Origin of the sequence: Pseudomonas sp. NBRC 111127 (assembly GCF_001320345.1) — a bacterium.
GTDB lineage: Bacteria > Pseudomonadota > Gammaproteobacteria > Pseudomonadales > Pseudomonadaceae > Aquipseudomonas > Aquipseudomonas juntendi.
Genome location: NZ_BCBD01000058.1, coordinates 15,692 through 30,231 on the forward strand (window position 1 = coordinate 15,692; position 14,540 = coordinate 30,231).

Sequence of the window (14,540 nt, forward strand, 5' to 3'; positions counted from 1 at the left end):
AATAGCATTACCCGCAGCCCCCTTGGCCATGCTGGAGCCATGACATTGGTCGCCAAAAAATCATCACTTGGCCTTGAGCCACAGATCCGCCTTCACCCGCCTGCTGCCGCAGCCCGCAGGCCGGTTGACGACCGGATCGTGCAGCTGGACTGGAGCCGCACCTCCCTAGGGCCGCTGCCGCGCTGGCCGGCTTCGTTGCGCATCGCGGTGGATATGATGCACCTGTCGCCGTTCCCCTGTGCCGTGGTCTGGGGGCCAGACCTGACGGTGGTGCACAATGATGCCTACCATGCATTGCGCGGCGGCGCTGCGGATGGGCTCGGCCAGGCGTTCGATACACTGTGGCGCGAAATCTGGCCGACAGTGGGGCCTTGGGTTTTCAAGGCCCTGGAAGGGCAGTCGAGCTTTGTCGAGGACCCTCCCTTGCGCATCGGCAGTGACCCATGCGGCGAGCCCCTCTGGTGCGCATTTGGTTACGCGCCCCTGCACGATGAGCAAGGCAATGTCGCGGGCTTTCTGCACACGGTGATCGAGACCACTGCCAGCGTCGAGGCACACCGGCATTGGCGCGAGCAGGCGCAAGGCTTCGAGCAGCAGATCGAGCGGCATGTGCTGGAGCGCGAGCAGATCTGGCAGATGTCACGCGATGCGATGATGAGGGTTACCCCGGAGCTGAAGGTGCATGCCGCCAACCCCGCCTGGCACCGGGTGCTGGGTTGGGACGAACAGCAGATCCAGGGGGTGTCGGTACTGGAACTGGTGCACCCGGCAGATCGGACCGAGGTGCAGGTGGTGGTGTCGGCGTTACTGCAAGCCAGCAGCGCAGACCCGATCGAGACGCGCTTGCGGCACCGCGATGGGCATTACCATACCTTCCGCTGGAGCGCGCGCTTCGATGGGCGCTTGCTCACCGTAGTCGGCCAGGATATCAGCGAGGACCGCGAAGAGGCGGCGCGCCAGTCCGAAGCGCTGATGCGCAACACTGAACGGATGGAAGTCGTGGGGCAACTGGCCGGGGGCATGGGCCATGAGTTGAATAACCTGCTTTCTGGTATCGGCGGTAGCCTTGAGCTGCTCCAGCGCCGCCTCCAGGAGGGGCGCCCGGAGCGGATCGGTGCTTATGTGGATGTTGCCCGCGATTCGGTGATGCGGGCCATGGAGCTGACCCACCGTTTGCTGGCCTTTTCCCGCCACCAACCCTTGGCGCCAAAGCCGCTGGATTTCAACCGGCAGTTGCGCCTGTGCGAGCCGTTGTTGCGCAGGACCTTGGGTCCGGAGTTGTGCTTGCACTGGCAACTGGACGTCGCCCCGTGGGTGGTCAACCTGGATGTCACACAGCTCGAAAATGCATTGATCAACCTGTGTACCAACGCCCGCGAGGCGTGCCTGGAGCGGGGCAATGTCACGATCCGCAGCGTCAACGAACGCTTGATCGCGGCGTTCCCGGACGAGAACGGGCTGCCGCCGGGTGACTATGTGGCCTTGCATGTTGAGGACGATGGCCACGGCATGTCGGCTGCGGAAATCGCCAAGGCGTTCGAGCCTTTTTTCACCACCAAGCCCATCGGCCGTGGCTCCGGCCTGGGGCTGTCGATGGTCTACGGTTTTGTCGGCCAGTCGGGGGGCTATGCGTGGATCGAGTCTGCGCCGAACCAGGGGACCAAGGTGTCGATGTTGTTCCCCAGAACGTTCGAGCCGCTTCCTGATGAGTGCAAACCGGTGCAAAGGACGCAACGCATGGCCCAGGGTGAGCGGCTGCTGCTTGTGGATGACGAACTCAATCTGCGCGCGGTGATGCGTGAATACCTGGTTGAGCGCGGCTTCCAGGTGGTTGACGCAAGCGACGCCAACACCGCATTGGAGCGGTTTCGCCATGACGGTCCGTTCGACCTGGTGATCACCGATATCGGTTTGCCGGGCGGCTTCAGCGGGCGCCAGGTGGCCAAGGCCATGCGCATGCAACTGCCGCAGCAGAACATCCTGTTCATCACGGGCTATGCGGGGCAACCGGTGGAGCCCCAGTTGCTCGAACAGCCTGGCACAGCGTTGATGAACAAGCCGTTTTCGCTGGCAGACCTGGCAGACCAGGCGTTGCGCATGCTTGAACGCTGAGCCCCTCAGGGTTGGCCAAGGATCATGGCCACCTGTTCCTGCAGCTGTCGCAGTTCGAATGGCTTGCAGATCAGGTGCATATCGCACCCCAGAAAGCCCTCGCGCGCCATCGCGGTTTCCGCGTAGCCGGTAATGAACAGCACCGGTAACCGGGGGCGCAAGCTACGTGCAATCTCCGCCAGTTGCCGACCGTTCATGCCGGGTAAACCTACGTCGCTGATCAGCAGGTCGATGGGTTGCGAGGCGCGTAGCACCTCAAGCCCCTCCTCGGCGTTGGCCGCACTCAGGCACGTGAAGCCATTGTCACGCAGGGCCTGGCACAGCAGTTCGCGAACATGCAGGTCGTCCTCGACCAACAGCACCCGGTAGCCGTGTGTCGCTTGCGCAGGCACCAGCGGTTGGGCGGGCGAGGGTGCCTGGTCGATGTGACGCGGCAGGTACAGGTCTACCCGCGTGCCCTTGCCAATTTGGCTGTGCAGGGTGACATGGCCATGGGATTGCTTGCTGAACCCGTACACCATCGACAAGCCCAGGCCGATGCCTTGGCTGGTCGCTTTGGTGCTGAAGAAGGGTTCGAATGCGTGCTCCAGTGTGCTTGGCGCCATGCCCTGGCCGTTATCGATCACGCTCAGGCGCAGGTAATCGCCGGCGGTCAGGGGGCCGTCGGCCATGGGGCTGCTGTAGATAGGCTGGTTGGTTGCCTCGATCCGCAGCAGGCCACCGCTGGGCATGGCTTCACAGGCATTGAGGATCAGATTGTCGAGGGCCTCGCGCAATTGCTGGTCGTCAGCTTCCGCGTTCCACAGGCCTTTGGCGATGCTCACCTGCAGCTTTATCCCAGGCTTGAGTTGAGCCTTCAGCTGCTTGGTCTGCAACAGGGTGTGCAGGTTGACGCATCGGCTGTGCAACGACTGCCTGCATGAGAAGGCCAGTAGACGGTGGGTCAGGCGGGCGGCGCGTGACACCGCTTCGCGGCCCAGGCGCAACACACTGTCCAGGCCGTCGGAGCGGCCTTGCTTGAGGCGCCGGTCGATCAGCTCGAAACTGCCGCCAATACTGGTGAGCAGGTTATTGAAATCGTGGGCCACGCCGCCAGCGAGTTGGCCGATAGCTTCCATCTTGCGCGCCTGGAAGCGGGCCTGGGCGTAGCGCTCCGCCGGCTCATCAGGCTGGGCGAGCCCGTTATCCAGCCGCTGCTGCAGGTTTTTTAGCTGGTCGCGGGTCAGGTACTGCCGACGCCTGTGGCGCAGCGCGGACTGGGTCATGTGCAGCAGTTGGTCGTCGCCGAAAGGGGGCACCAGCAGGGTAAGGTTGCCGACCGGGTGATTGTGCACGCGGCTGGCCGACCATGCACCCTGGGTCACCAGCACGATGGGCAGATCCGACCAGTGCGGTTGCTGGTCGATAAAGGCCTGCAGCAGGGTACTAGGGCCTGCGTTGAACACCTGCTCGGCGATGATCGCCAGGCCGGCGCCTTCTGCCAGGCGCGCATGCAGGTGCGCCAGGTCGGTGGCACACAGGCAATTGATGCCGGCCGCCGACAGCAGGTGCGAGGTTTGCGCCGCCAACGGTGGTGGGGCGAGGATCAACGCACGTTCATCCAGCGCCAACGAACTGGCCAAGGCAATTCTCCTGCAGAGTGGCCTGATAACCACTGGACCCTGGGCACAGGCTCAGGGTTCAACAGGTTTCAGGCAGGCCTAGAGGCCTTGCTGCAGGGCGGGGTCATCCGGGTTTTGCTGCTCCAGCTCGGCCAGCAGCACCTGCACGTTCTGAAGTTGGCCGGATTCTTTCCAGTACTGGATCAGCAACACCCGCGCGCGACGGTTGGCCGGTTGCTGGCTGAGCACGGTTTCCAGCTGCTTCTGCGCCGCATCAAGTTGCTCCAGCGCATGCAGGGTCACCGCCAGGGTATAGCGGTAATCGACGTTGTCCGGGTCCAGTTCAACCGCGCGGGACAGTGCCAGCAAGGCGTACTCACGTTGCTGGTGGCGGATCAGCCAGCGCCCCAGCTGGTATTGCAGGAAGGCCGAGTCCGGGCTCAGGGCCAATGCCTTGCCGAGCACCTGGCGTGAGGCATCGTGCTGGCCTTGACGTTCCAGCAGGCGCACCTGGGTGGCCAGCGCATCGAGGTTGTCTGGGGCGACGGTCAACGCACGTTGCAGGGCTACCGCAGCTTGGGTGTAGTCATTTTCGTGCATGTACAAGCGCGCCAGGTGCACTTGCGCATCTGCTTCCTCGGGTTGTTGCGCCAGCGCTTGCTGGTATTGCTCCAGGGCCGCCTGCAGCGGGCCGAAATACAGGCCTATGTCATCCGGGGAAAGGCCAAGCAAGGCGTCCACGGCAGCGAAGCGCACGCTTTGGTCGTCATCGTCCAGCAGCGGGCCAAGCACCAGGCTGCGCTGCGCCGCAGGCAGCAGCCGGCGGATACCTGCGATGGCGGCACGGCGCACCAGTGGCTCGGCGTGTTCCAGGTCTTGCCGGGCGATTTTCAAGGCCAGTGGCGAAGGGTAGTTGGGCAGCTCGGCGTACAGGGCTGCGCGCCGGATGGCGGGCAAGTCGGTGCGTTGCAACTGCTGGTAAAGCACCCTGGCAGCGCCAGGCCGACCGTCGTGGGCCTGGCGCAAGGCCTTGGCATAGCTATGCGCCGGCAAGGCCGGCTGGGCTGGCGGAGTATCGCGCCACAGGTACCCGAACAGGGCCGATACCAGGATCAACAGCAGCACGGCGATCAGGTAGCGGTTGCGTCTGGGCATCGGGGGGTCCATGGCGGCAAGAAGGGCTGAGCTTGGGCCAGGCGGTAGATAAAAGCAACGGCTTGGCTATCGACCGTTCGGTTTCCGGGCGTTTGTTCAGCCGGCTTCAGATTCCCTTCAGATTCGTCACTGATACTTCGCCCAACCCATTAATCAGGGGGGAGTTTCATGACCCATACCCTTTGGAGCCACCTGCTCCCATTGCCGATAGGCACCCATGCAGCGCATCACGGCTGTTTGTCCCTGCACCTGCCGGACGACCCTGACCGGGAGGCGCTCGAGCAGTTCATTCATCGCTGTTTCGCTGAAGTTCACCACGCCGATGTACACCATTACCTGCCCGAGTTGCTGGCCTTGCGTGATAGCCACGGGCACTTGATCGCGGCGGCGGGTCTGCGCCCGGCCAGCAGTGGGCCGCTGTTTCTCGAGCGTTACCTGGACGTGCCCCTGGAAACCGCGGTTTCGCGCCTGACCAGCCTGCCCGTTGCCCGCGAGTGCATGGTCGAGGTCGGCAACCTGGCGTCGCTGAGCGCTGGCAGCGCACGCATCATGATCACCGCCGTGACCTGGCTGCTTGCCACCCGTGGGCTGAAGTGGGTGGCGTTCACCGGTGCCTCCACCTTGATCAACAGTTTCCAGCGCCTGGGCCTGGCACCTACCGTGCTGGCGCAGGCCGACCCGGCACGCCTGGACGAGCCCGTTGCGCAATGGGGCAGCTATTACGCCCAGCATCCGCAGGTGTACGCGGGCGAAATCGGCCAGGGCTTCGACTTGCTGCATAGCGCTGGTGTGTTTCGCCGCCTGGGCTTTCCGGTGCTGGACGAGGAGACCGGCCATGCCGCTTGAACTTGAACGTTTCTGGCAGGCATTGCTGGCCCATGGTGATGCGCCCGCGCTGGAAGGGGCCAGTGCACGCTACACCTACAAGCAGTTGCTTGCCGAGGTGCTACAGCGTGCCGAGGCCCTGCGCCAGCGTCAGGCCGGTGTGTTGGTGCTGGGGCTGGATAACGGTCCCGAACTGCTGTTGTGGGACCTGGCCGCGTTGGTCTCGGGGCGCGCCTGCGTGACGGTGCCCACCTTCTTCAGCCCAACCCAGTTGGAGCATTGCCTGCAACAGAGCGGCGCCAGCCTGGTGCTCGGCCCGCCCGCCTGGGAGAGCTCGCTCGGGCGGTTGGGTTTCGTCGACCAGCAAGGCTTCTGGTCGCGGCCAGCGCTGCCTGCGGTGGCCCTGCCTGAAGGCACCGCCAAGGTCACCTACACCTCTGGCAGTACCGGCAACCCCAAAGGCGTGTGCCTGAGCGCGCAGGCCATGCTGCGGGTCGCACACGAACTGGAACAGGCCAGCCGGCCTACGCAGCCTCGGCGCTACCTCGCTGTGCTTCCGCTGGGCGTGTTGCTGGAGAACCTGGGCGTTTACGCCGCCTTGCTGGCAGGGGCCAGTGTCATGCTGTACCCACAGGCCCAGTTGGGCATGGGGGGGGCCAGCCAGGTCGATTTCAAGCGGCTACTCGGGGCCATCGCCTTGAGCGGCGCACAAAGCCTGATTCTGGTTCCGCAACTGCTGCTGGGGCTGGTCACGGCAATCGAGCGCGGGCTGATGGGGGTTGGCATGCTGCGTTTCGTTGCGGTGGGTGGCGCCCGTGTGGCGCCCAGCCTTCTGGCGCGGGCCGAGGCCGTAGGCTTGCCGGTATTCGAGGGCTACGGGCTGTCGGAATGTGCCTCTGTGGTGGCGCTGAACCGCCCCGGTGCGGTGCGCCCAGGCAGTGTCGGCCGGCCTTTGCCGCATGTGCAGGTGCGCATCGCCGAAGACGGTGAGGTGCTGGTTGCCGGGACCCTGCTGCTTGGCTATCTGGGCGACACGCCCAGCCAAACCGCGTGGTGGGCCACCGGCGACCTGGGCTTTTTCGATGATGAAGGCTACCTGCACCTGAACGGGCGCAAGAAACACCAGTTCATCACCAGCTTCGGGCGCAACGTCAACCCTGAATGGGTAGAAGCCGAGCTGACCCAGAGCGGGGTGATCGCCCAGGCGTTCGTACATGGCGAGGGCATGCCGCGCAACGTGGCCTTGCTCTGGCCGCTCGCCCCGGGCACCACAGACGCGGCTATTGAGCAGGCCGTGCAGCACAGTAATGCCAGTTTGCCCGACTACGCCAGGGTGCATGCCTGGCGGCGTTTGCCAGCGCCATTCTCGGTCGCCGAGCACACCCTGACCGCCAATGGCCGCCCACGCCGTGAGGCGATCCTGCAGCGTTATCAATCCTTGTTGTCCGACATTCCGTCATGAGGTCTACCATGTCATTTTTCGACACCCTGCAGCTGCAAACCAGCCACGAACGTCAGGCTTTGTTCGCGGTGCCGGTCATTCGCGAGGCGCTGGCCGGCCAGGTCAGCCGGGCCAGCTACATCGCCTTCCTCACCCAGGCCTATTACCACGTGCGCCATACCGTGCCGCTGATGATGGCGTGCGGCGCGCGGCTGCCGGCGCGGCTGGAGTGGTTGCGCGGCGCGGTGTGCGAGTACATCCAGGAGGAGTACGGCCACGAGCAGTGGATCCTCAACGATATCAAGGCCTGTGGCGGTGACTGGGAGGCGGTACGCGACGGCCGGCCTGCCTTGCCCATCGAGTTGATGGTTGCCTATCTGTACGACCTTATCGCACGGGGCAACCCGGTGGGGTTGTTCGGCATGGTCAACGTGCTGGAGGGCACCAGCATCGCCCTGGCCACCCATGCTGCCGGGGCGATCCAGAGCACCCTCGGGTTGCCCAACCAGGCCTTCAGCTACCTCAGTTCCCACGGCGCGCTGGACCAGGACCACATGGTCACCTACAAAAGCCTGATGGACCGGCTGGACGACGTGGCCGACCAGCAGGCGGTGCTGCACGCCGCCAAGGTGGTGTACCAGCTGTATACCGCCATGTTCGAAGGTTTGCCACGCACTGAGCATGCCGAGGTGCAGCATGCGCTTGCATGAGTCGGTGGTGGTGCTGACCGGGGCCAGTGGCGGCATCGGCCTGGAACTGGCCGAGCAATTGTGTGCAGCCGGTGCCCGGGTCCTGGCGGTAAGCCGGCACATGGGCAAGCTGGCGGGGCTGATGAACCGCTACCCTGAGCGCCTGCGTTGGCAAACGGCCGACCTGCGTACGCCGACCGGGCGTGAACAGGTGGTCAGCCGCGCCCGTGAAATGGGCGGGGTCAATGTGCTGATCAATGCCGCCGGTGTAAACCGTTTTGCCTTGCTGGACCAGTTGGACGAGTACGCGCTGGATGAATTGCTCGACATCAACATCAAGGCGCCCCTGCAGCTGACCCGTGCCTGCCTGCCCCTGCTGCGCGAGCAACCCAAGGCGCTGGTGGTGAATGTCGGTTCCACTTACGGCTCGATCGGCTACCCCGGCTACGCCACCTACTGTGCCAGCAAGTTCGCCCTGCGCGGTTTTTCCGAGGCGTTGCGCCGCGAGTTGGCCGATACCACGGTGAATGTGCTGTATGCCGCCCCGCGGGCCACCCGCACCACCATGAACAGCAGCGCCGCCACCGCGCTCAACCAGGCGCTGAAGGTCGGCATGGACGACCCGGCCGATGTCGCCCGCGCCGTGCTCGTGGCCGTCCAGTCGGAGCGCAGCGAGCTGTACCTGGGGTGGCCGGAAAAGCTCTTCGTACGCATCAACGGCATGTTGCCAGGGGTGGTCGACCGTGCCCTGCGCAAGCAATTGCCTGTCATTCGCCGCTACATTGGCGGCCATATCAAGGAGTCGAGCAAATGAAGCGACTGGCCTTCGTCAGCCTGCTGGCGTTCACCCCGTTCACCTGGGCACTGGACCCAGCCGGAAACCAGCAGCTCAGCGCGCTGCAACAGCGTTGGGCACAAATCCAGTATCAGACGCCCAAGGCCCAGCGCGCTGATGCTTTCGAGAGGTTGTCCGGTGAGGCGGCGGCATTCGTCAGGCAGCACCCCGGCACCCCCGAGCCGCTGATCTGGGAAGGCATCATCAACAGCAGCTGGGCTGGCGCCGTGGGCGGGCTTGGTGCGCTGGGCAAGGTCAAGTCAGCCAAGGCCAGCCTGGAGCAGGCCATGAAGCTGGACCCTGATGCCCTGCAGGGCTCGGCCTATACCAGCCTTGGCACGCTTTACGACCAGGTGCCGGGCTGGCCGATAGGGTTCGGTGACGGCGACAAGGCGGACCAGCTGTTGCGCGAAGCCCTCAAGATCAACCCCAACGGCATCGACAGCAACTATTTCTGGGCCGACCACTTGTACCGGCAAAAGCGCTACGCTGAAGCCACTGCTGCCTTGCACAAGGCCATGCAGGCGCCGCCGCGGCCGGGGCGTGAACTGGCGGACCAGGGCCGGCGGGCGGATATCGCGGCTTTACTCAAGGCAATCAAGGACAAACAGGACTGAACATGCGGCTACTGCTGGTTGAGGACGATACCGCACTGGGGGAGGGGATCTGTGATGGCTTGCGCCAGGAGGGTTATACGCTCGACTGGTTGCGCGACGGCCAGAATGGCGTGCACGCGCTGCTGCATGAAACATTCGACCTGGCCATCCTGGACCTGGGCTTGCCGCGCCTGGATGGCATCGAGGTGCTTCGGCGCGTGAGAGGCGCTGGCAATAGCTTGCCGGTACTGATCCTCACCGCGCGGGACGCCCTGGATGATCGCATCGCCGGGCTGGATGCCGGCGCTGACGACTACCTGGTCAAGCCGTTCGACCTCAACGAGCTGAAGGCCCGCTTGCGGGCTTTGCTCAGGCGCAGCGCCGGGCGTGCCAAGGTATTGATCGAGCATGCCGGGGTCATGCTCGACCCCGCTACCCAGCAGGTACATTACCAAGGGCTGGAAGTGATACTGACCCCCAAGGAGTACCGCTTGCTGCATGAATTGCTGGCGCAGCCGGGCAAGGTGTTCACCCGCGAACGCCTGACCCAGCTGCTGTATGGCTGGGATGAAGAACCCGAGAGCAATACCCTGGAAGTGCACATCTACCACCTGCGCAAAAAGCTCAACAACGGCCTGATCCGCACGGTGCGGGGCATTGGCTACCTGGTCGAGGGCAAGGCATGACCTCGTTGCGGCGAAGGACGTTGTGGCGGGTCATGCTGCTGTTGCTGCTGGGGACAGGCCTGCTGACGCTGTACAACTATCATGACAGTCGCCATGAGATCAACGAAGTGTACGACGCCCACCTGGCGCAGAATGCCCGCCTGCTGCAGGGGGTCATGAGCCTGCCGGTCCAGGGCGGCTCGCGCGAGGCCATGTACCAGGCGTTCAACGACGCCTTGGCCCAGGCCGGCCACCACCGGGTTGGCCACCCCTACGAAAGCAAGCTGGCATTCCAGGTATGGGGTGAGGGGGGCGTATTGCTGGTGCATACACCCAGTGCCCCGCAGCTGTCGCTGCCGCCGTCCGAACCTGGGTTCTACGACTTTTCCAGTGGTGACCGGCAATGGCGCGGCTTCGTGTTACCGGTGCCGGAAAAGCACTGGGTCATCTGGGTGGGTGAACGTGATGATGTGCGCTACGACCTGATCGACCGGATCGTGCGCCATACCTTGTTCCCCTTCCTGCTCGGCAGCCTGGCCCTGGTGTTGCTGGTCTGGGTCGCGATCGGCTGGGGGCTGCGCCCCTTGCAGAACATGGCCACGGTCATTCGCGCACGCCACGCCGATTCACTCGAACCCTTGCGCCTGGCGCCATTGCCCTCGGAGCTGGAACCCATGCAAGCGGCCATCAACCGCCTGCTGGCGCAGATCGAAGACATGTTGCGGCGCGAACACCGCTTCATTGCCGACGCCGCCCATGAAATGCGCACGCCGCTGGCGGTGTTGCGCCTGCATGCCCAGAACGCACTCGAGGCCGCGAGCGAGGCCGAACGGCGCAAGGCGCTGGGCTTTCTGATTGGCGGTGTGGACCGGCTGACCCGGGTGGTCAACCAGTTGCTGACCCTGGCCCGTGTCGAGCCGCGCCTGGGCCAGCAGGCCGCGGTCAAGGTCGACCTGGGTGAGGTGGTCACCGACACCATGGCCGAGCTGACTCCCTGGATACTCGACCGCGGCCTGGAGCCATCGCTGGATATCGGTGAGGGTGAGCACCACCTGGGCATCGACGCCGGTGCGTTGACCATCGCGTTCCAGAACCTGGTTTCCAACGCCGTCGAGCATTCGCCCCCGGGAGGGCGCATCAGCGTACTGCTCAGGCGCCTGGAAAACCGTTTCGAGCTGATTGTGGAGGACGATGGCCCAGGGATCGAGCCGGCTGACATAGCGCGGGTGTTCGAGCGCTTCTACAGCCGTAACAGCCCCAACGGTGCCGGGCTGGGGCTGTCCATTGTCGCCACCATCATTGACCGCCTGGGCGGGCATGTTCACCTTGAGAACCGACCGAGCGGTGGCTTGGCGGCAACCCTGCGGCTGCCTTTGAACTGATGCAAAAAGCTGTACATTGCGGGTGACAAACCTGTACAGGCTGCTATGTTTGTACAATATTAGTCATGGCAGCCGAGGCCAGCATGGCAGTCCCAGCCCGATTCACATCCCTGTGTCTGTTGCTGACCGCCCTGGCCACGGCGGCTGTGGCGGACTGGCGTGCGGATGTGCCGGCCGCACAACGGCTGGGTGAAGGCGATTTCAGCTGGTGGGGCCTGCGTTTGTACAGTGCGCGGCTGTGGGCGGCCGGCCCCGTGCAGCGCTGGGATGAGCCGTTCGCGCTGGAGCTGCGTTACCACCGCTCGCTGTCCAGAGACACCTTGGTCGAAGCCAGCCTTGCAGAAATGCGCAGGCTCGACGGGGGCGGCATGACGGCACAACGCAGCGCGCAACTGACCGGGCTGCTGCAACAGGCATTCGTCGACGTAAGCCCTGGCATGCGCATAACAGGTGTTTACCTGCCGGGCCAAGGCTGCCGTTTTTACGTTGACGGCAAACTCAGCCGCGAAATCACCGACCCTGTCTTCGCACGGGCATTCTTCGCCATCTGGCTTGGCCCGAATGCCAGGGACCCACAATTACGGCAGCGCTTGCTTGGGCTGGCCGGCACCGATGGAGAGCCGTGACATGAACGTTGGCAAAGCGCTGTTACTGGTTGGCTGCCTGCTGTTGGGCAGTTGCGGCAACGTGGGGGTCGAGCATTATGCCGGTGAGCAACCCAAGCTCGACCTGGCGGCGTTCTTCTCCCGGCCGGTTCAGGCCTGGGGCATGTTCCAGAAGCGTTCCGGCGAGGTGGTCAAGCGGTTTCATGTGCGCATCGACAGCCACCGGGAAGGTGAGCGGCTGATTCTCGACGAGCACTTCGTGTACAGCGACGGCACGCGCCAACAGCGCACTTGGACCTTGGTGCCGGACGGGCCTGGGCGCTGGCGGGGCACGGCCGGCGACGTGATCGGCGAGGCCCGTGGCGAAGTGGCGGGCAATGCGCTGCGCTGGCGCTACCGGCTGGACTTGCCGGTGGACGGCAAGCACTGGGAGGTGGACCTGGACGACTGGATGTACCTGATGGATGACGACACGCTGATCAACCGCTCGAGCATGAGCAAACTAGGTGTGGAGATCGGCCAGATCACGCTGTTCTTCCGCCGCCTGCCGGAGGCTACGCCATGAACCTGAATGCATTGGCCCAGCACGTGGATGCTGGCGAAATCGAAGAGCTTGAAGTGCTGTCGCTGGAAGGTGGTTTCTACGTTTTGCGTGCAATTACCGCAACCGGCCCGGTTACCCTGAGCGATGCGCAGGGGCAGCCTGTGCGCCTGCGCTCCACTACCGAACTGCGCGATTTGCTGGCTGACATGGCCGAGGTGCCATGCGTGCTGGTGCAGCAGTCGGTGCATGATGAGATGTGCGGGCAACGTGACGGCCCCATTGCACCGTTGCGCGTGCCGATTACCCTGGCCAGCCAGTGGTAGGCCGCCCCGTGCGCCTGGGCCTGGTGCTGGGTGACCAGTTATCGCTGGAGCTGCCAAGCCTGAAGGCACTGGACCCTGCCCAGGACGCTATCCTGATGGCAGAGGTGGAGGGCGAGGCGCGCTATGTGCCCCATCACCCGCAAAAGATCGTGCTCATTTTCAGTGCCATGCGCCACTTTGCCCAGGCGCTGCGCGAGCGCGGCTGGCAAGTGCACTACGTTCCGATCAATGACAGCGACAATAGCGGCACCATCGTCGGTGAGCTGCGCCGCTGGCGCGAACGGCTTGGCGCGGCGCAGATCGACCTGACCGAATGTGGCGAGTGGCGGCTCGAGCACGCGTTGCGCGAGTCCGGGCTGCCCTTGACGTGGCACCGCGACACCCGCTTTCTGTGCTCGCGTGAAGCCTTCGCGCGCTGGGCAGAGGGTCGCCGGCAGTTGCGCATGGAGCATTTCTATCGCGGTATGCGCAAGCGGTGCGGCCTGCTGCTGGAGCCCGATGGCAGCCCTGCCGGGGGCACCTGGAACTTCGACAGTGAAAACCGTAAACCACTGCCTCGGAACCTGGGCGCTCCGTTCGCGGCGCGCTTTACGCCCGATGCCATTACCCTGGCGGTGATGGCGCTGGTACGCCAGCGCTTCGGCGACCACTACGGCGAGATAGACGGGTTCGAGTACCCCGTCACCCAGCAGCAGGCGCTTGAGCTGTGGCAGCACTTTCTCGACTTCGGTCTGGCGGCATTCGGTGACTACCAGGACGCCATGGCCGAAGGTGAGCCGTATCTTTTCCATTCACGCATCAGCGCGGCCCTGAACATAGGCTTGCTCGATGTGCGGCAGTTGTGCGAAGACGTGCAACAGGCCTGGCGCGAAGGCAGGGTGCCGCTCAACGCCGCCGAAGGTTTCATCCGCCAACTGATCGGTTGGCGTGAATATGTCCGCGGTGTGTATTGGCTGCGCATGCCCGACTACGCCACATTGAACCACTTCGGCAACGCCCGCGGCTTGCCCGAGTTCTACTGGACCGGCAACACCCGCATGCGCTGCATGGCGCAAGCGATAGGGCAAACGCTGCGGCTTGGGTACGCGCACCACGTGCAGCGGCTGATGGTGACCGGCAACTTTGCGCTGTTGGCAGGCATCGCGCCTGCCGCCATCTGTGAATGGTACCTGGCGGTTTACATCGACGCATTCGACTGGGTCGAACTGCCCAACACGCTTGGCATGGTGATGCATGCCGACGGTGGCTACCTGGGCTCCAAACCGTATTGCGCCAGTGGGCGCTACATCCAGCGGATGTCCGACCACTGCAAGGCCTGCAGCTATCGGGTAGACAAGGTGGTGGAAGCCGATGCCTGCCCGTTCAATGCGCTGTACTGGCATTTTCTTATCCGCCACCGTCAACGCCTGTCAGCCAACCCGCGCCTGGCAATGGTGTACCGCAACCTCGACCGCATGGCTGCCGCGCGCCGTGATGGTGTGTGGCAACGTGGCGAGCAGTTGCTCGCCGAGCTGGATGCAGGCAGGCCGCTGTGAAGAAGCAAAGCCTGCCAAGCAAGGTGTGCGTGGTGTGTGGCCGGCCATTCACCTGGCGCAAGCGCTGGGCGCGTTGCTGGGACGAGGTGCGTTATTGTTCCGAGCGCTGTCGCCGCTCAGCGCCACGCGGCCAGGCGCACCAGCAAGGGCAGGGCCAAGGCCCAGATCGGCATTAGAACCAGGGTGGTTGCCAAAGGCCCCAGGGGCAGCGCGACATCGGCCAGCCTGGCGC

General features: G+C 64.3%; 15 protein-coding genes. 13 read left to right on the plus strand and 2 right to left on the minus strand.

What is annotated here, in order from left to right; translation table 11 throughout:
• The first annotated feature begins 39 nt into the window (after positions 1 to 39).
• The gene (locus APH30_RS12945) at positions 40 to 2,112 is read left to right on the plus strand and encodes a PAS domain-containing sensor histidine kinase (RefSeq protein ID WP_054912779.1); all 2,073 of its coding nucleotides are present in this window, start codon (positions 40 to 42) and stop codon (positions 2,110 to 2,112) included.
• Positions 2,113 to 2,117: 5 nt separating this feature from the next.
• Here the strand turns inward: APH30_RS12945 and APH30_RS12950 are convergent, their stop codons facing one another.
• Complete coding sequence (locus APH30_RS12950) at positions 2,118 to 3,734, minus strand: ATP-binding protein (RefSeq protein ID WP_054912780.1); 1,617 nt, start codon at positions 3,732 to 3,734, stop codon at positions 2,118 to 2,120.
• A gap of 78 nt (positions 3,735 to 3,812) precedes the next feature.
• A complete protein-coding gene (locus tag APH30_RS12955) occupies positions 3,813 to 4,868 on the minus strand; it encodes a HEAT repeat domain-containing protein (RefSeq protein WP_054912781.1) in 1,056 nt (351 codons plus the stop codon).
• Between the two features lie 168 nt (positions 4,869 to 5,036).
• On the opposite strand from APH30_RS12955, the gene APH30_RS12960 reads away from it, so the two are divergent.
• From APH30_RS12960 to APH30_RS27900, 12 genes are all read left to right on the plus strand, one after another.
• Positions 5,037 to 5,714: a thermostable hemolysin gene (locus tag APH30_RS12960; protein WP_054912782.1), complete on the plus strand. Its 678-nt coding sequence runs from the start codon at positions 5,037 to 5,039 to the stop codon at positions 5,712 to 5,714.
• Positions 5,704 to 7,155, plus strand: a complete 1,452-nt coding sequence (locus APH30_RS12965) for an AMP-binding protein (RefSeq protein WP_054912783.1) — start codon at positions 5,704 to 5,706, stop codon at positions 7,153 to 7,155. The genes APH30_RS12960 and APH30_RS12965 overlap by 11 nt, the downstream gene beginning before the upstream one ends.
• An 8-nt stretch (positions 7,156 to 7,163) precedes the next feature.
• A complete protein-coding gene (locus APH30_RS12970) occupies positions 7,164 to 7,844 on the plus strand; it encodes a TenA family transcriptional regulator (RefSeq protein WP_029887138.1) in 681 nt (226 codons plus the stop codon).
• Positions 7,831 to 8,637 (plus strand): SDR family oxidoreductase, encoded by an 807-nt coding sequence (locus APH30_RS12975; RefSeq protein ID WP_054912784.1) that lies wholly within the window; start codon positions 7,831 to 7,833, stop codon positions 8,635 to 8,637. The genes APH30_RS12970 and APH30_RS12975 overlap by 14 nt, the downstream gene beginning before the upstream one ends.
• A complete protein-coding gene (locus tag APH30_RS12980) occupies positions 8,634 to 9,275 on the plus strand; it encodes a hypothetical protein (RefSeq protein ID WP_054912785.1) in 642 nt (213 codons plus the stop codon). The genes APH30_RS12975 and APH30_RS12980 overlap by 4 nt, the downstream gene beginning before the upstream one ends.
• 2 nt (positions 9,276 to 9,277) lie before the next feature.
• The gene (locus APH30_RS12985) at positions 9,278 to 9,940 is read left to right on the plus strand and encodes a response regulator (RefSeq protein ID WP_009685546.1); all 663 of its coding nucleotides are present in this window, start codon (positions 9,278 to 9,280) and stop codon (positions 9,938 to 9,940) included.
• Positions 9,937 to 11,301, plus strand: coding sequence for a sensor histidine kinase (locus APH30_RS12990; RefSeq protein WP_054912786.1), 1,365 nt, complete (start codon positions 9,937 to 9,939; stop codon positions 11,299 to 11,301). The genes APH30_RS12985 and APH30_RS12990 overlap by 4 nt, the downstream gene beginning before the upstream one ends.
• Positions 11,302 to 11,384: 83 nt before the next feature.
• Entirely contained in the window at positions 11,385 to 11,927 is a 543-nt protein-coding gene (locus APH30_RS12995; protein WP_054912790.1) for a chalcone isomerase family protein, read from the plus strand.
• Between the two features lies 1 nt (position 11,928).
• Positions 11,929 to 12,471, plus strand: coding sequence for a DUF3833 domain-containing protein (locus APH30_RS13000; RefSeq protein WP_054912787.1), 543 nt, complete (start codon positions 11,929 to 11,931; stop codon positions 12,469 to 12,471).
• The gene (locus APH30_RS13005; protein ID WP_054912788.1) at positions 12,468 to 12,773 is read left to right on the plus strand and encodes a DUF6482 family protein; all 306 of its coding nucleotides are present in this window, start codon (positions 12,468 to 12,470) and stop codon (positions 12,771 to 12,773) included. Before APH30_RS13000 ends, APH30_RS13005 begins: the two co-directional genes overlap by 4 nt.
• Positions 12,774 to 12,781: 8 nt before the next feature.
• Positions 12,782 to 14,308 (plus strand): cryptochrome/photolyase family protein, encoded by a 1,527-nt coding sequence (locus APH30_RS13010; RefSeq protein WP_054912791.1) that lies wholly within the window; start codon positions 12,782 to 12,784, stop codon positions 14,306 to 14,308.
• Complete coding sequence (locus tag APH30_RS27900) at positions 14,305 to 14,484, plus strand: DUF2256 domain-containing protein (RefSeq protein WP_082416164.1); 180 nt, start codon at positions 14,305 to 14,307, stop codon at positions 14,482 to 14,484. Before APH30_RS13010 ends, APH30_RS27900 begins: the two co-directional genes overlap by 4 nt.
• The last annotated feature ends 56 nt before the right edge of the window (positions 14,485 to 14,540 follow it).

Coding starts and splice junctions, on each gene's coding strand:
- APH30_RS12990 (WP_054912786.1), top strand. CDS start 9,937: ATGACCTCGTTGCGGCGAAGGACGTTGTGGCGGGTCATGCTGCTGTTG.
- APH30_RS12945 (WP_054912779.1), top strand. CDS start 40: ATGACATTGGTCGCCAAAAAATCATCACTTGGCCTTGAGCCACAGATC.
- APH30_RS12980 (WP_054912785.1), top strand. CDS start 8,634: ATGAAGCGACTGGCCTTCGTCAGCCTGCTGGCGTTCACCCCGTTCACC.
- APH30_RS13000 (WP_054912787.1), top strand. CDS start 11,929: ATGAACGTTGGCAAAGCGCTGTTACTGGTTGGCTGCCTGCTGTTGGGC.
- APH30_RS12985 (WP_009685546.1), top strand. CDS start 9,278: ATGCGGCTACTGCTGGTTGAGGACGATACCGCACTGGGGGAGGGGATC.
- APH30_RS12960 (WP_054912782.1), top strand. CDS start 5,037: ATGACCCATACCCTTTGGAGCCACCTGCTCCCATTGCCGATAGGCACC.
- APH30_RS12970 (WP_029887138.1), top strand. CDS start 7,164: ATGTCATTTTTCGACACCCTGCAGCTGCAAACCAGCCACGAACGTCAG.
- APH30_RS12965 (WP_054912783.1), top strand. CDS start 5,704: ATGCCGCTTGAACTTGAACGTTTCTGGCAGGCATTGCTGGCCCATGGT.
- APH30_RS13005 (WP_054912788.1), top strand. CDS start 12,468: ATGAACCTGAATGCATTGGCCCAGCACGTGGATGCTGGCGAAATCGAA.
- APH30_RS12975 (WP_054912784.1), top strand. CDS start 7,831: ATGCGCTTGCATGAGTCGGTGGTGGTGCTGACCGGGGCCAGTGGCGGC.
- APH30_RS12955 (WP_054912781.1), bottom strand. CDS start 4,868: ATGCCCAGACGCAACCGCTACCTGATCGCCGTGCTGCTGTTGATCCTG.
- APH30_RS12995 (WP_054912790.1), top strand. CDS start 11,385: ATGGCAGTCCCAGCCCGATTCACATCCCTGTGTCTGTTGCTGACCGCC.